Annotated in this window: 18 protein-coding genes; 11 read left to right on the forward strand and 7 right to left on the reverse strand. The window is 66.7% G+C overall.

Features of this window, described 5'->3' with window-relative positions:
* The first annotated feature begins 85 nt into the window (after positions 1-85).
* The 4 genes from FS787_RS00345 to cls all read left to right on the forward strand — a co-directional run bounded on the left by FS787_RS00345 (position 86) and on the right by cls (position 5,169).
* Complete coding sequence (locus tag FS787_RS00345) at positions 86-2,584, forward strand: LuxR C-terminal-related transcriptional regulator (protein WP_222124034.1); 2,499 nt, start codon at positions 86-88, stop codon at positions 2,582-2,584.
* A 140-nt stretch (positions 2,585-2,724) separates the two neighbouring features.
* Entirely contained in the window at positions 2,725-3,150 is a 426-nt protein-coding gene (locus FS787_RS00350) for a hypothetical protein (RefSeq protein WP_144670046.1), read from the forward strand.
* Between the two features lie 92 nt (positions 3,151-3,242).
* Positions 3,243-3,629, forward strand: a complete 387-nt coding sequence (locus tag FS787_RS00355) for an SHOCT domain-containing protein (RefSeq protein WP_144670048.1) — start codon at positions 3,243-3,245, stop codon at positions 3,627-3,629.
* Between the two features lie 67 nt (positions 3,630-3,696).
* Positions 3,697-5,169 carry a cardiolipin synthase gene (gene cls, locus FS787_RS00360; RefSeq protein WP_144670050.1) on the forward strand — a complete coding sequence of 491 codons (1,473 nt, stop codon included), beginning with the start codon at positions 3,697-3,699 and terminating at the stop codon, positions 5,167-5,169.
* Positions 5,170-5,176: 7 nt separating this feature from the next.
* Here cls and FS787_RS00365 read toward each other — a convergent pair whose 3' ends face one another.
* Both FS787_RS00365 and FS787_RS00370 read right to left on the reverse strand, forming a co-directional pair.
* The gene (locus tag FS787_RS00365; RefSeq protein ID WP_144670052.1) at positions 5,177-5,872 is read right to left on the reverse strand and encodes a thioredoxin domain-containing protein; all 696 of its coding nucleotides are present in this window, start codon (positions 5,870-5,872) and stop codon (positions 5,177-5,179) included.
* A 94-nt stretch (positions 5,873-5,966) separates the two neighbouring features.
* On the reverse strand, positions 5,967-6,305 hold the full coding sequence (locus FS787_RS00370; protein WP_144670054.1) for a YnfA family protein: 339 nt from the start codon (positions 6,303-6,305) through the stop codon (positions 5,967-5,969).
* Positions 6,306-6,735: 430 nt separating this feature from the next.
* On the opposite strand from FS787_RS00370, the gene FS787_RS00375 reads away from it, so the two are divergent.
* Together FS787_RS00375 and FS787_RS00380 are read left to right on the forward strand one after the other, a co-directional pair.
* Positions 6,736-7,038 carry a DUF4193 domain-containing protein gene (locus FS787_RS00375; protein WP_056432134.1) on the forward strand — a complete coding sequence of 101 codons (303 nt, stop codon included), beginning with the start codon at positions 6,736-6,738 and terminating at the stop codon, positions 7,036-7,038.
* Positions 7,039-7,091: 53 nt separating this feature from the next.
* On the forward strand, positions 7,092-8,111 hold the full coding sequence (locus tag FS787_RS00380) for a hypothetical protein (RefSeq protein ID WP_144670056.1): 1,020 nt from the start codon (positions 7,092-7,094) through the stop codon (positions 8,109-8,111).
* A gap of 84 nt (positions 8,112-8,195) precedes the next feature.
* Here FS787_RS00380 and FS787_RS00385 read toward each other — a convergent pair whose 3' ends face one another.
* Positions 8,196-9,167 carry a dienelactone hydrolase family protein gene (locus FS787_RS00385; protein WP_144670058.1) on the reverse strand — a complete coding sequence of 324 codons (972 nt, stop codon included), beginning with the start codon at positions 9,165-9,167 and terminating at the stop codon, positions 8,196-8,198.
* A 101-nt stretch (positions 9,168-9,268) separates the two neighbouring features.
* On the reverse strand, positions 9,269-10,000 hold the full coding sequence (locus tag FS787_RS00390; protein ID WP_144670060.1) for a TetR/AcrR family transcriptional regulator: 732 nt from the start codon (positions 9,998-10,000) through the stop codon (positions 9,269-9,271).
* A gap of 107 nt (positions 10,001-10,107) precedes the next feature.
* Here FS787_RS00390 and FS787_RS00395 point away from each other — a divergent pair, with 107 nt between their 5' ends.
* The 3 genes from FS787_RS00395 (at position 10,108) to FS787_RS00405 (ending at position 13,779) form a co-directional block, all read left to right on the forward strand.
* Entirely contained in the window at positions 10,108-10,812 is a 705-nt protein-coding gene (locus tag FS787_RS00395) for a DUF2306 domain-containing protein (RefSeq protein ID WP_144670062.1), read from the forward strand.
* Between the two features lie 126 nt (positions 10,813-10,938).
* Complete coding sequence (locus FS787_RS00400; protein ID WP_144670064.1) at positions 10,939-11,952, forward strand: isopenicillin N synthase family oxygenase; 1,014 nt, start codon at positions 10,939-10,941, stop codon at positions 11,950-11,952.
* A 276-nt stretch (positions 11,953-12,228) separates the two neighbouring features.
* Positions 12,229-13,779 (forward strand): HNH endonuclease signature motif containing protein, encoded by a 1,551-nt coding sequence (locus FS787_RS00405; protein ID WP_144670066.1) that lies wholly within the window; start codon positions 12,229-12,231, stop codon positions 13,777-13,779.
* Positions 13,780-13,856: 77 nt separating this feature from the next.
* On the opposite strand, the gene FS787_RS00410 is transcribed toward FS787_RS00405, so the two are convergent.
* Positions 13,857-14,210 (reverse strand): hypothetical protein, encoded by a 354-nt coding sequence (locus FS787_RS00410; protein ID WP_144670068.1) that lies wholly within the window; start codon positions 14,208-14,210, stop codon positions 13,857-13,859.
* A 284-nt stretch (positions 14,211-14,494) separates the two neighbouring features.
* Positions 14,495-14,881 carry a hypothetical protein gene (locus FS787_RS00415; protein ID WP_260982325.1) on the reverse strand — a complete coding sequence of 129 codons (387 nt, stop codon included), beginning with the start codon at positions 14,879-14,881 and terminating at the stop codon, positions 14,495-14,497.
* Positions 14,882-15,079: 198 nt separating this feature from the next.
* Between FS787_RS00415 and FS787_RS00420 the strand changes: the two genes are divergently transcribed.
* The gene (locus tag FS787_RS00420; protein ID WP_144670070.1) at positions 15,080-15,586 is read left to right on the forward strand and encodes a universal stress protein; all 507 of its coding nucleotides are present in this window, start codon (positions 15,080-15,082) and stop codon (positions 15,584-15,586) included.
* A 21-nt stretch (positions 15,587-15,607) separates the two neighbouring features.
* Here the strand turns inward: FS787_RS00420 and FS787_RS00425 are convergent, their stop codons facing one another.
* Complete coding sequence (locus tag FS787_RS00425; RefSeq protein ID WP_144670072.1) at positions 15,608-17,122, reverse strand: CYTH and CHAD domain-containing protein; 1,515 nt, start codon at positions 17,120-17,122, stop codon at positions 15,608-15,610.
* Positions 17,123-17,269: 147 nt separating this feature from the next.
* On the opposite strand from FS787_RS00425, the gene hrpB reads away from it, so the two are divergent.
* Entirely contained in the window at positions 17,270-19,936 is a 2,667-nt protein-coding gene (gene hrpB, locus FS787_RS00430) for an ATP-dependent helicase HrpB (RefSeq protein ID WP_144670074.1), read from the forward strand.
* Positions 19,937-20,032 lie beyond the last annotated feature (96 nt).

Raw genomic sequence — 20,032 nt, forward strand, 5'->3', positions numbered from 1 at the left:
GATCCGGCCTCCTCTTCGCGGGCTGGGGGCGCTGGAACGTCCTCGGCTGGAAGACGCATTGACTGCGGCCGCCGACGCCCACCGCTTGACCCTCGTCGCCGCACCGGCCGGTTACGGCAAATCGACGCTGCTGGGCGACTGGGTCCGGAAGTGCGATCTGCCCTGTGCCTGGTTGTCGTTGGACCGCTTCGACACTCAACCGGCACGGCTGTTCCAAGGGGTCGTCGGGGCGATCCAGGCCGCTGCAGGGCCTTTTCCTTTACCTGGCACCGAAGCCGTGATGGCCCTGGACCAGAGTCTCGCCACGGACCGTGCAGCCTCCTACGACCTTCTGCTGGGAGCACTGGAGCAGCTGACAGAACCGATAGTGCTGGTCATTGATGACGTCCACCTGGCGGGGCCGGCGCTTGCCACGGGTATTGTCGGCGTGCTCTCCGCCTCAGCCCCGCCGGCATTGCGGCTGATCCTTTCGGGGCGTGGACATCCCTCCATCCAGTTGGAGCGTCTCAGATACGGGGAAGGGCTGGGCGAGATCGGTGCTGCCGAACTGGCCTTTACCCGTGACGAAGTGGCCCGGTTTGCCGAGTCGCTAGGGCAGGGTGCGGAACTCGACGCCGGATCACTCTGGACGCTGACCGGCGGGTGGCCGGTGGCCGTCCACGCGAGCCTCAGCGCCCTGGCGGAGGCCAGCCATGCGCCGGGCGGAATCACGAAAACCTTGCCCGCCCAACCCCCTCTTGCCGACTACATCGCGGAGGAAGTCCTGGGTCAGTTTGAGCCGTCACTGGTGGATTTCGTCCTGCGGGCCACCTCCTGCGACTGGCTGGGACGTCGACTCGCCATTGAGCTGCACGGCCGGCCCGACGGCGGCATCCTGCTTGAAACGTGCCTCCGCCACGGACTCTTCATCGAAGAGCACGCATACCGCGGCGGTGAATCCATGTACCGTTGGCACCCGCTATTCGCAGCCCAGTGCCGCCGGATATTGGAGCGGAGGGACCCGCTCCTCGCGGACCGGCTCCACCGCGTTGCCGCGCGCTATTACCAGGACACCGACGTCAGTGAATGCGTGGCCCGGGCCCTGCAGGCCCATGCCCCCCGGCTGGCTGTCCTGTCGCTCGGAGAGCACTGGCTGGAGTTCCTGCTCCGCAATGGCGCCCCCGCGCTCGAACAAGTGTGCCGGGATCTTCCGCACCCGTGGAACGACGACCCCGAGATGCTGATGATCGGCTCGGTCTGCCGCGCCATTGATGGTGACGTTGCTGCCGCCTCGGAACTCACCCGGCGTGCGCTGGCGCGGACATCAGTCCTGGATGACGCGCGCCGACGGAAGCTCGACCGGTGCCGTGCCCTCTTCGAACCTTTGCCGACCGGCCGCCGGTTCGACGTGCGCACCCCCGACGCGGACGGCCGGGCGAAGGCGGACGCGGCAACGGAGGACTATCCTGCCACTTCCTCGGGCCTGTTCCTGCTGGCTCAGGCTGAGTTCAGATTGCATCGAGTGGGGGACCAGGCCGCCGTCCTGCTCCAATCATCCACCGGTGCGTCAAAAAACCTGGGGGAGATGGAAGTTTGCGCCGAAGCAGAACTTGCTTTGGCGTTCGCGGCCGGAGGTGACCTTGCGGCCGCCGAGGATCATGCCACGCGGGCGTTGGAGCGGGCAGACGGGCTGGGTGGCGGTTCGCAGGAACAGATGGCGGCGGCCTGGCTGGCACGCGGAATAGTGTTCTACTGGCGGGATGAACTTAAGGGCGCCCGCGCCCATCTGGCAAAGGCCCAGCGGCTCGGCAGCACGTCTCCGCTTGGTCCGCTCATCGCTGTCTACAGGGTGCTGGTTGATTGCGCCACTGGTGATCAGGCCCATCTTGCCGAGTCCGGCGCAGCACTGGAGACCTTCCACGACCAGGGCCGCTACGGAGGGTCGTGGGACGCCTTTTACACAGTCGCCAGGGCGAAGGTCGCGGAAGCCGAGGGCGACTTGGATGGTGCCTTGACATTGGTTCGCCCTATGGGGGCCGGCGGGCACGCTCCTTTGGTGGACACGCTGCTCGCAGAGCTCCTGCGCCGGGGAGGAGAGGTGGGCACCGCCGAACGCTGCACCAAAGCACTTATCGATCGCCATCGCAACCGTTTCCTCGATACCAGCATGAGTCTGACGGAGGCTCTGCTGGCGCACAGGCACGGCGACGACGCCCGAGTGCATGAGCGGATAGAACATGCGGTCCACCGGGCGGAGCCGCAATCGGTGGTGCGCTCCTTCACCGAGCGAAGGGAAGAACTCGCGGAACTGCTGATTCAACACGCTGTCTGGGGAACCACCCATGAGTCGTTCGTCGCTGCCAGGATGGCACGGCATACGCAAGGTCCTCCGCACCTGCGGACGCGTTCCTACTGGACCCTCACCGACCGAGAGCGCGAGGTCCTGGCATACATGCGCTCTGTGATGACGGCGGCAGAAATTGCTGAGGCGCTGTTCATTTCGGTCAACACCGTCAAAACGCATGAGCGGTCAATCTACCGCAAACTCGGTGCAGCAGGGCGGCGGGATGCCCTTAAGACGGCCGCCGAACGCGGAATCGTCTGATCAGTTCTTAGCCGGGAACGTCACACGGCCCTGGGATTTCACCCGCCGCGGGTGAGGACGCCTCCTGGGTTGACGCACAAAATTGATATGACTGCCATTGGTCGCGCTGGGGACAATGCTTCCAGGAAAGGAACCTCCAAATGTCAACGAAAGCACATCCGCTCCTCGCGGGATCCATCGCGCTCGGAGCAGCAGTCGCATTGCTGACCGGTTGCGGTAGTACGGACACTCCGCAGGAGAACGAGGCGCAGGTCTGCGTAGCTGCCAAGGCGTACGCGTCTGCCTTGACGAGTTTCAAGGACGCGCTAACCCCAACGTCCACGGTGGATCAGGTCCGTTCCGCAAGGGAAGAGGTTGCGAAGACCCATAACGAACTCCTCGAAGCGAGCGAGGACGTGGCCCAGGACCGGGTGGACGCCGTCAAGGAGGCTGAGCAGAGTCTTGACCGTGCCGTCAAGGACGTTCCCAATGACGCGACGCTGGCGGAGGCCCGGGCTTCCCTGCGGGAGGAGGCCGTGAAAGTCCAGGCGGCACTGAGCGACCTCGGGACCGCGGCCAGTTGCTAAAGCCACACCGTCCGGGGGATCATTTTCCCTCGATTTCTTCCAAGCCAAATCCCTATCGATGCCGCATGAGTAGTTGAAAGCAGGGCAGACAAATGAGTTTCTGGGAGAATTTTTGGGATATCTTCTGGTGGTTCTTTACCGCGTGTGTTTTCTTTGCCTACCTGTTTGGGCTCTTTGCGATCATCGGTGACATTTTTCGCGATCACGGGCTGAGCGGCTGGTGGAAAGCCGTCTGGATCTTCTTCCTGGCTTTCCTGCCGTTTGTCACCCTTTTGGTGTACCTGGCTGCCCGGGGCGATGGCATGGCTGAGCGTTCCGTGGAACGTGCCCGCCGGGACCAGGACGAGGCCGACTCCTATATCCGCAGGGTCGCTACCCCGAGCCCCACAACAGAGATTTCCCAGGCCAAGGCGCTGTTGGACGCAGGAACCATCAGCGCCGAGGAGTTTGAAAGAATCAAGAGCCGGGTGCTGGTCTGAAGCAGCTCGTGGCCCTCCCGACCCGTCGGACAGTCTTCGGTCCCGGCAGAAAAGTCAGCAGGTAGCCGTGCGCGAATTCCTCCAGGATCCTGAAGCCGTCGCTGCCCTCCTGCTGGGGGCCCACATCTTGGTCGTGGCGATAGCAGCTGTGCTGGTATCGGTGAATCGTCCCCCGTCCTCGGCCATTGCCTGGGTGCTCGCCATAATCTTCATACCGGTGCTCGGTGCGATTGTGTTCTTTTTTGTCGGGTACTCAAAGTTGCCCAAGGTCCGCCGTGACAAGCAACAGCAGGTCAACGACCTGGTCCTGGCCAGAACCGCGGGCAGCACACTCATCAGTGAAGGCCGTGACTGGCCGGACTGGCTGCACTCGGCGGTGGCGCTGAACAACAACCTGGGGGCCCTGCCCATGGTGGAAGGCAACCGGGCCGAGCTCATGGATGACTATAACGGCACCTTCGATGCCATGATCAAGGACATCGATTCGGCCACCACGTATGTGCACGTGGAGTTCTACATCATGTCACTCGATGCGACCACCGCACCTTTCTTTCAGGCGCTGGCCCGGGCCACGGAACGGGGCGTCGCCGTCCGGGTGTTGTCCGATCACCTGGCCGGCCTCATCTTTCCGGGCCGGAAGGAAACCCTGAAATACCTTCAGGACATCGGCGCGGAGTATCACCCGATGCTGCCGGTGCGGCCGTGGCGGGGCGAATGGCAGAGGCCGGACCTCCGCAACCACCGCAAGATCGTCGTCGTCGATGGCCGCGTCGGATTCACTGGATCCCAGAACCTCATTGACGCCAGTTACAACAAGAAGGGAAACCTGAAACGCGGACTCAGGTGGCACGAGCTGATGATGCGCATTGAAGGCCCCGTCGTTCGGGAGCTGGATGCGGTGTTTGCGACCGACTGGTACAGCGAAGCGGACGTCCTGCTGCCGCTGGCCGCCAGCTCCAGCGCCATTGCCGAGAGCCAAGGCTCTGCGCTGATTGACGCACAGGTCCTGCCCAGCGGCCCGAGCTTCGCCAATGACAACAACCTGAAGCTCTACGCAACGCTCATCCACAAGGCCGAACGCCGGGTCAGTATTACCAGTCCCTACTTCGTGCCGGACGAATCCATCCTGATGGCCATCGTCACTGCCGCTGCGAGGGGTCTCGACGTCGAGCTCTTTGTGTCCGAAGTCGGCGACCAGAAGTTGGTCTACCACGCGCAGCGTTCCTACTACGAGGCCCTGCTCCGCGCCGGCGTCAGGATCTACCTCTACCGGGCGCCCCAGGTCCTGCACTCAAAGCACTTCACCATTGATGAGGAGGTGGCGGTGATTGGGTCCAGCAACATGGATGTCCGCTCCTTCAGCCTCAACATGGAAGTATCCGTTTTGGTTCATGGACGCGGTTTCGTTGACTCGATTGGCGTGATCGAAGACCGGTACCGGGCGAACAGCTTCGAGCTGAGGCTCGAGGACTGGATGCGGCGGCCGGCGTCCCAGAAAGCCTTCGATAGCCTGGCGCGCCTGACCGCATCCCTTCAATAGGTGGCAGCTATTCGGCGGCGTCGGTGAGCAGCTGCCGGAACTCGGCTTCCGTGTTCAGGACCAGCTTCTTGCCGTTGAGGAAGAACGTGGGCGTGCCGGTGACGCCCAGTGCGGTGCCGTCCGCGGCGTCCCTGCGGATACGTTCCAGTGTGGCCTCGTCCGCGACGGCGGCGTCGTACTTGGCCAGATCCAGTCCCAGTTTTTGCGCGTAGCCCCGGAATACCGCAGCCTGGGAATCCTGCTTGCCGCCCCACTGGTCCTGGGTTTCGAAGAGCTTCGCTGCCATCTGCTGGTATTTGCCCTGCTGAGCGGAAGCTTCCACAGCCAGGGCCGCGGTACCCGAGTTCCGGTGCCCGGTCAGCGGGAAGTAGCGGTTTACGAAAGTGATCCGGTCGCCGTATTCCTGCTTCAGTTCCTCGACCAGCGGATGGGCGGCGCGGCAGGACTCGCATTCGAAGTCCAGGAACTCGACCAACTGTGCCTTCTCGACAGCGGGCGAGGTGAGCCGGTGGCTGTCCTCGCGGACAAGTTGCGCGGCGGCCGCTGCCTGCGGAGCCGCCGGGACGGGTTTGTTCATGCTGAAGACCGCATACCAGACGAGGCCGGCCGTGAGAATGGCCCCCATCAGGATCCAGAGAACCAGCCGTACCTTTTTGGCCGGGTCTTCCATGGCGGAGGCGGGGGACGCCGTCGTCTTCGTCATCAAACTGCTTTCTGGTCGGGGTGGGGACGGGGGTTGGCCGGGGTGGGAGCCGGCAGGGAAAGGCGGATGGGTGCGCAGCAGATAAAGGTGAAGCTCAGCTGCCGCTGCGGGGAGCGAACATGATCACGGCCACGCCGAGCAGGCAGATCACGGAGCCCATGATGTCCCAGCGGTCGGGCCGGAACCCGTCGAAGATCATGCCCCACGCGAGTGAGCCGGCCACAAAGACCCCGCCATAGGCGGCGAGGATCCGCCCGAACTGCGCATCCGGCTGGAGGGTCGCCACGAAGCCGTACGCCCCCAGGGCCAGGACGCCGAGTCCAGCCCACCACCAGTCCTTGCCCTCACGGACCGATTGCCACACCAGCCAGGCTCCGCCTATTTCGGCCAACGCGGCGAGGGCGAACAGTACGACCGATTTTGCAATAGTCACGGACCCATCATTGCAGGCTTGGTACCGGCCAACAGAGCTTTACGCGTTCGGCCAGTTCCGGGAATCGTCGAGGCCGCACCCCTGGCGGCTGCATTGCCGGGCACTCACGCGCCAGTCGGGCTGATTGGAAGTGACCGAGCGTTCGTCCTTCCAAATCGGAATCACCCTGGCACCGCACTCCTGACAGGGCGGCTCCACATGTGCGCGCCGTTGCGCCTTGTTCATCATTTCCCCCAAGAAATTCTCGTTAGTCCAGCCTTAACTCTAACGAGTGTACAAATAAAATCCAGCCCCGTCCTCCCCGGAATACGGCTGGAGACGGCGCGTTGCAGGCCGCCACCCTGTTCTGCCCTGCCCGAGAGGGAATACTGGAGCGGTCCTGTCTGTTGAGTATCTATCCAGGCAATCCGAGGAAGAGAGAAACACCCCCGTGGCAACCGATTACGATGAAGTACGCTCCGACGTCAAGGAATCGCAGGACAGGTCCCTCGAGGCACTGCAGTCCGCGAATGCCCCCGACGCCCGCAGCGTGGTGCGTGAGCTGGATGAAGCGGATTCGCTGGACGGAGCCTTGGTCCCGGGTGGAGAGATCGTCGCCGAGGAATTGACCGTCCAGGTCATTCCGCAGGCGGAGGATGAATTCACCTGTTACTCGTGTTTCCTGGTCCGGCACCGCTCCCAAATTGCGCGCGAAAAGAACGGCCACCTCTATTGCGTTGAATGCGAAGGCTAAACTCCGCCCGGAAAGCCCGTTGACGCAACGACAGCGGGCACTACAATCGGCGCATGACGGTACTGGACTGGCTGCTGGATTCTGATCCTTCCATCCGCTGGCAGGCGCTGCAGGATCTGGCCGGCGCCCCCGACGACGCCGTTGCTGCCGAGCGCGCACGGGTGGCCGCCGAGGGGTGGGGCGCCCGGCTGCTGGCGTTGCGCGGCGAGGACGGCCAGTGGGCCGGGGGAGCGTACTTCCCGGCGCAAGGCGGCGATCCCGACGTCGGAACTTCCGCGGGTGCTGAGGCTCCGGACCCACAGGGAGAACCTGCCGCGGATGACGGGTCCGATAACGGGAGCCAGCCGTGGACGGCCACCACGTACAGCCTCCTGCAGTTGCGTGATTTCGGCGTCGATCCGGCGATTGAGCAGATGCGCCGGACCGTGACGCTGGTGCGGGACCATTGCCGGTGGGAGGAAGGCGGGCAGCCCTATTTCAGCGGCGAAGTGGAGCCCTGCATCAACGGCATGACCGTTGGGCTTGGAGCTTACTTCGGTCAGGATGTCGACGCCGTGGTCGCCCGGCTGGTCAGCGAGCAGCTCGACGACGGCGGGTGGAACTGCTGGGCAGAACACGGCGCAGTTGTTTCGTCGGTAGCGACAACCATCAACGTGCTCGAAGGACTGCTGGCCCACGAACAGGCCACGGGCGGTTCGCCGGAATCCATTGAAGCGCGACGGCGGGGCGGGGAGTACCTGCTCGAACGGCGTTTATTCCGGCGCAAGAGCACCGGCGAAGTCATTGACCCGGCCTGGCTGGAGTTCTCATACCCCACCCGCTGGCACTACGACGTGCTCCGTGCCCTGGAGTACTTCAGGGCAGCCGGCGATCGGCCTGACCCGCGGATGGCTGAAGCCATCGCCCTGGTCCGGTCCAAACAGCAGCCTGACGGCACCTGGCTGCTGGAAAACACGCATCCCGGCCGGATCCACTTCGAGTTGGAGGACGGCGACGGCCGCCCCAGCCGGTGGAATACCCTGCGGGCGTTACGGGTACTGCACTGGTACGGGGACGGCCAAGGCGGCAGCTAGCAAATGTGCCGTCCGCTGGAAAAACGACAGGGCGTCACAAGACAAGGCCGGTAAACCCTGGGTAAAAGCTGTGCACCGCCGTGCTCAGACGTAGCGGGTAAACCAGGCGAGCGTGTCGTTCCAGGCGGCGGTGGCCTGCGCCTCGTCGTAGCGCTGCCCGGTGTCATTGTGAAAGGCATGGTCGACGCCGGGATAGACGGTGAGCTGGTGGCGTACGTCCGTTGCCGCCAGGGCAGCCCGCAGCGCCGGCAAGGCGCCGGTGATCCGCTGATCGAGTTCGGCGTAGACGCCGAAGACGGCCGGCTTGATCGCCGGAACCTTTTCCAGATCGGGGGAGGGCCCGTAAAACGCTGCCGTAGCCTTCAGTCCCGGAAGCTCCGTGGCGGCCTGCCAGGTGATGCCACCGCCGAAGCAGTATCCGGTCATGGCGATCCGGCCCTCGTCGACGAAGTCCTGTGACTGCAGGTAATCGAAAGCCGCGGCGAAATCGGAGACATGGCGTTGGGAGCCGGCTGCTGTCAGCGCTCCGGGGACGGCGTCGCGGTCCATGGCCGCTGTGCCGCCCTCCCGGCTCAGCAGGTCCAGGGCCAGGGCAGCGTAGCCGGCCGTGGCGAAGCGGCGGGCCACATCCTGGATGTGCGGGGTCAGCCCGCGGTTCTCGTGGCAGATCAGCACGGCCGGGCCGGGTGTGCCCGCTTCCGGCCGGGCGAGATAGGCGCTGATGTCTGTTCCGTCGGCGGGGAACCGTACGGTTTCCGTGACGAGGCCCGGAGCGCCCTCAGGAACAGAGAGAGGGCTCTTGGCGCCCGGCACTGGACCCGCGGAAGCGGTAACGGCTCCGGTGCCCGAAGGGCTGGGGGTGGGCATGGGATCGGTGCTGCGCGGTACTTCTTCCGGTGTGCAACCCACCAGCAGCATGGCGGCCGACGCCGCTGCCATACTGCCGGTAATAAAGGCCACGCGACGCGTGAACGTGCGCTGGCTCATGGCGCCGGCGCGGTAATCGTCGAAGAATTCCTCGATCAGGTACTTTTCAAACTTGCCCAGCTTGGTCATAGGTGGCCTCCCGGAGTGTGGGCATATCCTCCTCCGAAGTCCCTGGTCAGGCAAGAGCGCGTCGTGTCGCGTCCGGCGCCTGGCTGTCCTGCCAGCAGAGTTTAGCGACGGTCCAGCTTTGCCTGCTGTGAGGACCACCCCTGCTCGTGCAGCCGCTCAAAGCCGTCGAGGAGCAGATCGAGGGCGAACTCGAACTCGAACTGGTCGTCGCAGCCGTGTCCGACGACGGAACTTTCGTCGTGCGCCGTCGCCGTGGCGATCGCCACGATGTTGGGATACCGCTCCGCCATCTGCTGCATCATGGCGGCTTGGGCTTCGGGAGGCGCCTCCGCCGTGGACTCCGCCGTCGGCCTGGACTGGTCATCGAACAGTTCCTGGGTGAAGCCCCACATCCGGCCGCCGATGGCATGCATCACGTGGTGCGTGAGGTCGGCCGAGAATCCGCCGGCCAGGAACATGCCAGCGAATGACTCCATGTAATCCAGCACGGCGGCTGTCTTGGTGGTGCGCGACTCAATCGCCTGGCGGGCCCACGGGTGAAGCTGCAGCGCGCGTCGCGCGGACAGCACCCGCAACCGGACGGTACTCTTCCAGTCCGCATCGGGGACCGGGGGATCAATCTCGCCGATGAGGCTCGCGACCATCCCGTCGAGGAGTTCCGCTTTGTTGGCAACGTGCTTGTAGAGCGCCATCGGAACCACACCAAGCTCTTCGGCGAGCCGGCGCATGCTGAGCGACTCGAACCCCACATCGTCAGCGAGTGCGACGGCGGCCCGCAGTACCCGCTCCCTGTTCAGGGGCGTGCGGCGGGTGGCCTCCAGCTGCTGAGTCATCCGCACAACCTTTCCCTAGCAGTTACCTCTTGACAAGTGTACCGCGTACACCTAGCGTTAGGCCCGTCAGGTGTACGCCGTACACCGCGAATCCCGGAGACCAGTCAATGACACCAAGACCCAGTACCTCCCTCCCGTCCGTCAGGCGCCGCGGGCCGCAGTGGCCTGTACCGGCGGCGCTGATTCTCCTGAGCCTCATCCCGGTGATCGCCGGGGCGGCAAGGCTAACGGAACTGACCGGCGGCGCTGCCGTCACACCGCAGAACGCCCGGTTCTTTGCCTCGCCCGTCCCGGTGGTCATCCACATCGTGAGCGTCATTATCTACAGCCTTCTGGGGGCGTTCCAGTTCGTCCCGACCCTGCGGGGCAGACGCGGCTGGCACCGTGTCGCCGGCGCTATCCTCATTCCGGCCGGCTTGCTCGCCGCGCTCTCCGGCGTGTGGATGTCGGCTTTCTACCCGCTCCCGGACGGCACCACCGACGTGCCGATTCGGATCTTCTTCGGTTCGGCCATGCTGGTCAGTCTCATCCTGGGCATCGATGCGATCCGGCGCCGGGATTTCGTGCGGCACGGCGCCTGGATGACGCGCGGTTATGCCATCGGCGTGGCCGCGGGAACGCAGGCCGTGGTGATTTCCGCCTGGCTGCTGCTCGTGGGCACACCCGACGTGGGGACCAAGGCGCTGTTGATGGCGGCGGCCTGGGTCATCAACCTCGCCGTCGCGGAATACGTCATACGGCGGCGCGCCAGGCCGTCCGTGCGGCTGGTGCGAAGTGACGGCCGCCCGGTCCGGTCCGGCGCGGGAGCCTGATGAAGGCAAGCGACGCCTTCCGAATGTCTTATTTCGACATCTGAATGCCCTCCGGAGCGGCTTGCTCCGTAACATTGGAGCTAAGACGGTCTGCAACTTGCTATGTTCACTGAAAAGGACTATTGGATGTCACTCGAATCATTGCCCGTCCTGGACTTCTCCCGTTTGAGCGCAGGTCCGGAGGAGGCAGCGGGGTTCCGTGATGAGCTGCGCGACGCCATGCACGAAGTGGGCTTCCTCTACCTGGCTGGACACGGGATCCCGCAGGAACTGACGGATTCCATGCTGGACGTGTCCCGGCGCTTCTTCGAGCTGCCCGACGAGCAGAAGCTCGCCGTCGAGAACGTCCACAGCCCGCAGTTCCGTGGCTACACGAGGGTCGGCGGCGAGCTCACGGACGGTGCGGTGGACTGGCGCGAGCAGATCGACATCGGCGTCGAGCGTGCTGCCGTGGAGCCGGGGCCCGGCGTCGCCGACTACTGGCGTCTTGAAGGACCCAATCTGTGGCCGGACGCACTGCCCGAAATGCGGGCGATTGTCACTGAGTGGACCGAGCGGCTGAGCGCCATCTCGCTGACCCTCCTGCGCGAGCTGGCAGTGTCGCTCGGGGCACCCGCGGACACCTTCGACGAGGCCTTCGCTTCGCGTGCTTTCCCGGTGCTCAAGATTGTCCGGTACCCGGGGGAGTCCAATCCGGAGCCCAAGCAGGGTGTGGGTTCCCACCGCGACGGCGGGGTCCTGACACTGCTGCTTGTGGAGCCCGGGAAGGGAGGACTACAGGTGGAGTACCAGGGGCAATGGATCGATGCCCCGCAGGTTCCGGGGACGTTCGTCGTGAATATCGGCGAGATGCTCGAACTGGCCACGAACGGATACCTCAAGGCAACCCTGCACCGTGTGATCTCTCCTCTGCGGGGTACGGACCGGATTTCGCTTCCATTCTTCTTCAACCCCGCCCTGGATGCGACGATGCCGCAGCTCGCGGTTAGCCCGGAGTTCCAGGCGAAGGCGCGCGGCCTGTCTGTCGATCCGACGAACAGCCCAATCCTGGAAACCTATGGAGACAACGCCCTCCGCTACCGGCTCCGGGCCCACCCCAACGTCGTCGCCGAGCACCACTCGGATCTGCAGAAGGCCTGACCCGGCCCACGTGCCGCTGCGCAGCTGGACACTTCACCAGCCACGTAGGCGGCCGCTGCGCCGGTGACGGTTAGACTGCGGTTGCCAGAGCAGGTCAACGACTCTTGGGGGAAGGTTGTTCAACCGCAGCCGTTAGTTCCTTTGGGTGGCGGGATTCACGGCACAATTTACGGCAGAAAGAGGATCCTCCTGCGGGACTCATCACGATGCGAGCGGCGGGAAACTGGCCAGTGACGTCCGCGATAAAGTGTCGCAGGTGCCCGATAGCGTGTATTCATGGACGGCAAGCAGGGGCCCGACGCATTTCAGCCGGCTGGATCACTTCATCCAGCCGATGCAGTTGAGCCGGCAGGCGTGTCGGTTGCAGCGGAGGTGGCCCGGGCGCTGGCGGCTGTCCGGCCCGCCCGGGACAGTGCCGGACTGATCAGCGAGATCCGTGAGCTGGAAGACGCGAAATCCGCCCTGGCTGCCCGTCAGGCGCGGCTGACCTTCGCGTTCGACCTGCTCCAGCGCCGTGAACAGGCCGACGCCGGGGTGCCCGCGGCCGAGCTCGGGGCCGGGGTCGGCGCGCAAGTCGCCTTGGCCCGGCGTGAATCGCCCGCCAAGGGCGGCCGGCTCCTTGGCCTGGCCAAAGCCCTCGTCACCGAAATGCCCCACGCCCTGGCTGCGCTGGAGACCGGGCAGCTCAACGAATGGCGCGCCACCCAATTGGTGAAGGAAACCGCGGGCCTGACCGCGGAGGACCGCACCGCCGTCGACGCCGAACTCGCCGCCGACACGGGGACGTTCGACGGCGCCGGGGACCGGCAGATCATTGCCGCGGCGCGGGCCGCCGCGTACCGCAGGGACCCGCGCACCGTCACCCAGCGGGCCAGCCACGCCGCCACCGACCGGCACGTCAGCATCCGCCCGGCACCGGACACCATGTGCTACCTCACCGCCCTGCTCCCCGCCGACCAGGGCATCGCGATGTACGCCGCCCTGACCCGGCATGCGGACTCCCTGCGGTCCGCCGGGGACCCCCGCACCCGCGGCCAACTCATGGCCGACGCCCTCGTCGAACGCACCACCGGCACCCCCGGCGGGATCACCGGCATCGAACTCCAGCTCGTCATGACCGACCGCACCCTCGTCCAAGGCGACAGCGAACCCGCCCGGCTCCCCGGCTACGGCATCGTCCCCGCCACCTGGGCCCGGGACCTCCTCCAACATGGAGGACAAGCCCACGGCGCACCCCAAGGACCAGAAAACTACACACGAACAGGCGTGGGCGGCGCGCGAACTGCGGACACGGACACGGACACGGCAAGGGACAAGGATGAAGCCTTCAACGTCTGGCTCCGCCGGCTCTACACCGCTCCCGGCACCGGCGAACTCACCGCCCTGGACTCCCGCGCCCGGCTCTTCCCGCCCGGACTCCGCCGCCTCATCCAAGCCCGCGACGACACCTGCCGCACCCCATACTGCGACGCCCCGATCCGCCACTTCGACCACATCATCCCCTGGCACCGCGGCGGACCCACCACCCAGGCCAACGGCACCGGACTCTGCGAAGCCTGCAACCACACCAAAGAAACCCCCGGCTGGACCGTCTCACCCCGGCCAGGCCCCAGACACAGCATCGAGGTCCAAACCCCCACCGGCCACACCTACCACTCCACCGCACCCCCACTACCCGGCACCCCTCTACCCGGCACCCAACTGACCGGGCCGCCACCGCTGGGAATTGCCGGACCGGCCACCGACACCAACCACCACCGCCGCAAACTCCGACACCAGGTGAAGACCCTCAAACGCGCCGGCAGACGACTATCCTCGGCCGCGTAGAGGTCAGAGGCGGCTTCCGGGACTGTGTCGGGGCCAGTGCTTGGACAGCTACACGTCGCCCCGAGCATCAGCGGGGCCTACCGCGTTATGGTCAGCGGCTTCATCGGTATCACGCACGAAACCCGTTCAAGAGTGAGCGCCGCTCCTGCACCGGTGACCCGGTTGTTCCTGCCCGTGTCGTCGCACCAGTCGATGTTGAAGGGCATCGCCGTGATGAATGCCTCCCCGGCTGCGGTCCCTGCCGGCACTTTGAAGGCGTAGCTGAAGCCGCCGGCGTCGTTCATCGGGGCGGTCGCAGCCAAGACCTCCACGCCGGCGACGTCGGTCATGGTCACCTGGATGCGGGCATTGCCGCCGTAGCGCGGATCGCAGTCGGCGTCCGGCGCTGTGACGGTAACAGTGTCGCCCGGTTTAGCACTCGAGGGAGCCACGGTAAACGCCGGCGGGAAACAGGCCGGCTCCCCGCTCCCGGGGAAGGAGGACGCGCAACTTGAGGCCCCGGCAGCCACGAGCAGGGCACCCGCCGGCAGAAATGCCCGGCGCCAGCGGCCGATGCGGCGGACCGGATCTCCGGTACGGGCGGCCATAGCTTTATGCACGGAGGAATCCAGTCCCGCGGTAAGAACCGCCCGTCGCTTGGCAACACTTCCCCTGTGAAACATAGGGGAAAGCTACCACTAGCGGGCCCCCGCCGGGGTAGACGCGTGGACATCCGTCAATTGAGCGAGAGAACGAGGAAGAGGGCGGTAAGAACCGTGGCGGTGGGCGTCATGATGAGCCGTTCCGGTTTGCTGCGGGAGATGCTGTTCATCACGATGCCGAGTGCGAAGTACGCTGTGAGGACCCAGCTGGACACGCTCGTGACAGTGCCGTTGATGAGTGCCGGCGCCAGTTCGGCTTTGGCCAAGGCCGTATAGGCGAAGAGTGCGTACAAGGCGATGGACACGGCGCTGGCAATTCTCAATTTCTTCGGAAGGACCGTGTGGGCACCGCCCCAAGCCATTCTTCCCATTGGCGCCCCGGCGATCAGCGCGGACTGGAAGACGGCCAGGCCGGCCAGGATCGCGCTGGCCAGTAGCGCGGAAAGTTGGTCTATAGCCATCAGGAGCTCATCTTTCATGGAGCTGGCGGGGCTGCTTCGGTGCAGCCGTTTCGGCAAAAGTAGCAGGACCATTGGCGAATCCCGGGACAATACTGCAGTGGCAGGTGCCTAGACTTCGAACCGGCTGTGCACGTTTCCGGTCGATGGTTATCCTGACGGTATGGACGTACTGATGGCGCCCGGTGCAGGCATCCTGTAATGGGTTCGTCCGAAGACAACCAGGCGACGCCCGCCGAGCAGTGGCCGGACGGCCCGGTGGTGCTGGGAGTGGCTTGGGAACCGTCCGGGCAGTTGATCCGCGCAGCCGCGGACCTGGCGGCTGCGCTCGGCACCCATCTGATCTGCGCGTTCGTGGATCCGGCCAGTTACCTCACGGAGTGGGAACCCGCAGACCTCAGGGAAAGCGCATCGCTGGATCCGGCCGCCAACAGTGAGACGGATTTCCCCCCGAACCACGTTCGCGAGATTCTCCAGGTTCTCTTGGGGCCGCCTGGCGAGGAATGGTCGTTCCGGGTGCTCAACGGAGCCGTCGCCCTGGCCCTTGGCCGGCTTGCGGCCAGCACGGACGCCTCGTTGCTGATCGTCGGCGGGCCACGGCCCGGGCGGTTCGCTGCCGTGGAGCGGATGCTGGAGGGATCTGTCGGAACGGACCTGGCGGGTCACCAACGCACGCCCGTGCTGGTCATTCCACGGCCTGGTCGCTAACGCCCGGGTGCCCGCAGGCGCCTATTCCCAGCGGAGGGGTCCGGGCGGCGACGAGCTCCAGGTGCGGAAGAATTTCCCGCGGGAGTCCTCACCAGCCTGCTGTTCCAGCGCGTGGAGCCGGCCGTAGGTGAAGGCATCGGTGCCGGGGGCGCTGGCGGCCAGTTCGCGCAGCAGGTTCCGGGTGACGGCGCTGTCATGGTGATCGCCGAGGATCTCTTGGATCTCCTCCGCGGCGCGTGCCAGGGCGGCGGCCTGTTTGCCGAACACCGGGGCGGCCGCTTCCGCCGCATAGCGCAGCCGCTTGGCGCTCTTCCGGACCTCATGGAGGGCCGCGTCTTCGGCCGGGCTGGAGGACTCGGCGTCGAGTGCGCGCACTTCCTTTTTCAGCCGCTTGCGCTGCTTCGAGACGAGCCGGCCCACCGTCGGGATGGCGTCCTTCCCTGCCTTTTCGGTCAGCGGAGGGTCCGCCAGGAACGCGTCCAGCGAATCGAGGAGGCGGAAGTAGCGGGCGCTTTTCAACGCAGCGAGACCCTTCGCCCGGGCCCTGCGGGCCGCAGTATCAAAATGCTCCTCGACGTTCTTTGCCACCGGTCCCAGCAGCAGCTCCGGCGGTTCGGCGCCGATCAGGTCCAGCAGCCGCGCCCGCATCACCTCGTTGTCCCTGGCTTCGCCCACGGTGCCGGCCAGCCATTGAAGTTCTGAGCGCAGCGATCCGGTCACGTCCGGGTCGGCAAGTTTCCGGAAAGTGGCGAGTACGGATCGCATCCGGCGCGCTGCCACCCTGAGTTGATGGACCGCATCCGCCGCGTTCTCCCGGACCCCGGGGTCATGCTTCTTGAGTGCCTCGACCTGTTGCTTCAGGTAGGAAAGGAGCACTGCTGACGCCGGTCCCGTCGGGTCCGGCGGCGGGGCTGGTTCCTCGCGCGCGGGGTACTGCCTGCCCAAGCCCCGGGCGAGCTTGGAAGGCAGCGCCGACGGATGATGGCCTGTCTCCGCGAACAGCGCGTCGGCGTCCTTGAGCAGCCGCTCGGATCCGTCGATGAGCTCCACTTCCCATTCCCGCCAGGTGGCCTGTTCCTTCGGCTCCAACAGGGTGCGCGAGTCCACCCGGTCATCGCTGAAGTCAGCCAAGGCGGTCCCGTCGACTGCCACAAGGCGCCGGATGGTGCGCCTGGTCTTCAGCTTCGCTACCGGGATCACGTCCTGATCCCTTGTGTGGACCTGGACGAGTCGTCGCAGCCGCCTCGGAACCGATTCGGGGTTCTTGCCCAGCCGCACGGTGAATTCCTGACGTTCCCCAACCGCGACAGGGAGCTTCAGGTGCCACCCGTCGTCGTGTCCACCGGTCCGCCGGCGGAGCGTGATCCCGCGGGACGCCAGCGCCAGGCCGGCAGTATCGAAGTAGACGGCGTCAAGTGATTCGTCCTCGGGCGCCTCCACCCGGTCCACCCCCGGCAACGACTCCAGAACCGGCAACTCGTCGCCCTCGCCGACGTCGTACTTTCGCTCCACTTCGAGCTTCTCGGAGTCGGTCATGGCACAGAATAGGCCCCCGGGTGATCCAGCGGCATGGGTCAAAGGTCCCGGACCTGAGCCCCGCGGACCCGGTGCTGCAACGTCCAGGGGCCGTGCACCGGTTCGGGGCGGAACCGGCGCCGCCGGCTTTGTAGGCACAATGGAAGCGTGACTTCCCCGCAGCCCCTTGTTCGCTTGCCCTTCGATCTGGGCGTTATCGGTGCCGGCCTGGCGTTCGGCCGCGCCCTTGGCGAGCTGGCCGACGTGCTCCAGGCCAGGATCCCCAACGCGACCGCCGTGGTGCAGGCACCTCCGGGAACGGGCAAGACGACTCTGGTTCCGCCCCTGCTGGCCAACCTCGCCTTCGACGCCGGGAGTGGCCCGGGACAAGAGAACCGTCCGCGCATCATTGTCACCCAGCCGCGCCGGGTTGCAGCCCGCTCGGCGGCCCGGCGCCTCGCGGCATTGGACGGCAGCCGGTTGGGGGACCGCGTGGGGTACACCGTCCGCGGGGAACGCCAGACCGGCCCCGGCACGATCATTGAATATGTCACCCCGGGCATCCTGTTGAACCGCCTCCTCGCCGATCCGGGACTGGAAACCGTCAGCGCCGTCATCCTCGATGAAGTGCACGAACGCGGACTCGAATCCGACCTGCTGCTGGGCATGCTCCACGAGGTCCGCCAGTTACGCGGCGACCTCACGCTCGTCGCCATGTCCGCCACCCTGGACGCGCCGCGCTTTGCCGCATTGATCGGAGACGCCGGGGAGCCGGAAGACGCCGGAAACCACGACGCCGGCGGGCTGGCACCCGTCGTCGATTGTCCGTCCGCGCTGTACCCGCTGGAGGTGGAGTGGGTGCCGGCCGCGGCGCCGCGGCTGGATGAGCGGGGGGTGACGCGCGCCTTCCTGGACCACGTGGCGGACACGGCCGCCTCGTCCCACGCCCGGGCACTCGCCTCCGGCACGGACCTCGACGCCCTGGTGTTCGTCCCTGGGGCACGGGAAGTGTCCTACGTCGCCGGCCGGCTGCGCGGGCGGGCGGGCGCGGAGATCCTGGAGCTTCACGGGCAGGTGGGCCCCGCGGAGCAGGACCGCGCCGTTTCCGGGCGGGAACCCGGCGGACGCCCGCGGATCATCGTGGCCACGTCCCTTGCCGAGTCCTCCCTGACCGTCCCTGGAGTCCGGCTGGTTATCGACTCGGGGCTGTCGCGGGAGCCCCGGCGGGACGCCGGCCGGGGTATGTCCGGCCTCGTCACCGTGTCCTGCTCCCGGGCCTCCGCCGAACAGCGCGCCGGGCGGTCAGCCCGCCAGGGACCTGGACGGGTGGTGCGCTGCTACGACCAGAAGACCTACGGCGCCGCCCCGGCCCACCCGACGCCGGAGATCGCCGTCGCGGACCTGACCGGGGCTGCCCTGGTCCTTGCCTGCTGGGGGTCTCCCGGCGGCCGTGGATTGTCGCTGCCCGACATGCCGCCGCAGGCTGCAATGGACGACGCCGTCGAGGTGCTGCGGGAGCTCGGCGCTGTCGGTGCGGACGGCCTCGCCAGCGATCTGGGCAAGGCGCTGGCCCGGGTTCCCGCCGACCCCCGGCTGGCCAGGGCCCTGCTGGACGGGGCCGCCGTCGTGGGTGACCGCACGGCGGCGGAAGCAGTGGCGCTGGTCGCCGGGGACCAACGCGCCCCGGGCGCCGATCTCCCGCGCCTCTTGGCCGACCTGCGCTCCGGCAAGGACCCGGCGTCCCGGCGCTGGGCGGAGGACGTCAGGCGGATGCAGACGATCGCGCGCCAGGAGGGAAACGGTGCCGCCGCTCCCGCCATGCCTGCGGAGGTGACCACGGCGGAAGCGGTCGGTTTCGTGGTCGCCCTCGCATTCCCGGACCGTGTGGCACGCAGGGTCCCCGGCGACGGGCCGGAACGGTACCTGCTCAGCTCCGGCACGCGGGCAGGTCTTCCGGCCGGAAGTTCGCTGTCGGGGCATGAATGGCTCGCCGTCGCCGAGGTCTCCCGGGCCCAGGGACGCGACGCGGCGGGCACCGGCGCCGTCATCCGGTCCGCGGCACCCCTGGCGGCGGAGACGGCCGCGGCCGCCGCCCGGCATCTCCTGGGCGAGACCGTGGAAGCCCGGTTCAGCCAGGGCCGGGTCACAGCCCGGAAGGAACGCCGGCTGGGCGCGATCGTCCTCTCCTCCACCCCGGTGCGGCCCTCAGCCGAGGAAGGCCGGGCCGCGGTTGCCAGGGCGCTGGAGAAGGACGGGTTGGGAGGCCTCGGATGGTCGACGGCAGCGGACGCGCTGCGCCGCCGGCTTGCCCTCGTGCGGCGGGAACTTGGGGACCCGTGGCCGGACGTGTCGGAGCAGGCGCTGCTGGGCCGGCTGGGGGAGTGGCTGGCGCCGGAACTTCAGGCGCTGGCGGGCGGCGCCGCCACGAGCAGCATCGACCTGGCGGAGCCGTTGCGGCGGCTCCTGCCCTGGCCCGACGCCGGCCGGCTGGGGGAGCTGGTGCCGGAACGGCTGGAAGTGCCGAGCGGGTCCTGGGTGAGGATCGACTACCCGGAGGTGGGTGACGACGCCGGCCGCCCGGTAGTGGCGGTCAAGCTGCAGGAATGCTTCGGCTGGGACCGGACGCCGCGGCTGGTGGGCGGCAGGGTGCCGGTGCTGTTCCACCTGCTGTCGCCCGCCCGGCGGCCGCTGGCCGTGACGGATGACCTGGCGTCGTTCTGGTCCGGGCCTTATGCGCAGGTCCGTGCCGAGATGCGCGGCCGGTACCCCCGGCATCCCTGGCCGGAGGACCCGTGGACGGCTCCGGCGACCGCCCGGACCAAGAGCAGGGGCTGATTCCGGGGCTGTTACGCCATTGTGACGTGCCTCACGGCGTGTTGGGTATCCTGATAGCGGTCAGGAAGTCGGCCGTTCATGCTTCACAGGGGATAT

This window comes from Arthrobacter sp. U41 (assembly GCF_007679325.1).
GTDB lineage: Bacteria > Actinomycetota > Actinomycetes > Actinomycetales > Micrococcaceae > Arthrobacter.

Coding starts and splice junctions, on each gene's coding strand:
- FS787_RS00350 (WP_144670046.1), top strand. CDS start 2,725: ATGTCAACGAAAGCACATCCGCTCCTCGCGGGATCCATCGCGCTCGGA.
- FS787_RS00355 (WP_144670048.1), top strand. CDS start 3,243: ATGAGTTTCTGGGAGAATTTTTGGGATATCTTCTGGTGGTTCTTTACC.
- FS787_RS00365 (WP_144670052.1), bottom strand. CDS start 5,872: ATGACGAAGACGACGGCGTCCCCCGCCTCCGCCATGGAAGACCCGGCC.
- FS787_RS00380 (WP_144670056.1), top strand. CDS start 7,092: ATGACGGTACTGGACTGGCTGCTGGATTCTGATCCTTCCATCCGCTGG.
- FS787_RS00385 (WP_144670058.1), bottom strand. CDS start 9,167: ATGACCAAGCTGGGCAAGTTTGAAAAGTACCTGATCGAGGAATTCTTC.
- FS787_RS00390 (WP_144670060.1), bottom strand. CDS start 10,000: ATGACTCAGCAGCTGGAGGCCACCCGCCGCACGCCCCTGAACAGGGAG.
- FS787_RS00395 (WP_144670062.1), top strand. CDS start 10,108: ATGACACCAAGACCCAGTACCTCCCTCCCGTCCGTCAGGCGCCGCGGG.
- FS787_RS00400 (WP_144670064.1), top strand. CDS start 10,939: ATGTCACTCGAATCATTGCCCGTCCTGGACTTCTCCCGTTTGAGCGCA.
- FS787_RS00405 (WP_144670066.1), top strand. CDS start 12,229: ATGGACGGCAAGCAGGGGCCCGACGCATTTCAGCCGGCTGGATCACTT.
- FS787_RS00415 (WP_260982325.1), bottom strand. CDS start 14,881: ATGGCTATAGACCAACTTTCCGCGCTACTGGCCAGCGCGATCCTGGCC.
- FS787_RS00420 (WP_144670070.1), top strand. CDS start 15,080: ATGGGTTCGTCCGAAGACAACCAGGCGACGCCCGCCGAGCAGTGGCCG.
- FS787_RS00425 (WP_144670072.1), bottom strand. CDS start 17,122: ATGACCGACTCCGAGAAGCTCGAAGTGGAGCGAAAGTACGACGTCGGC.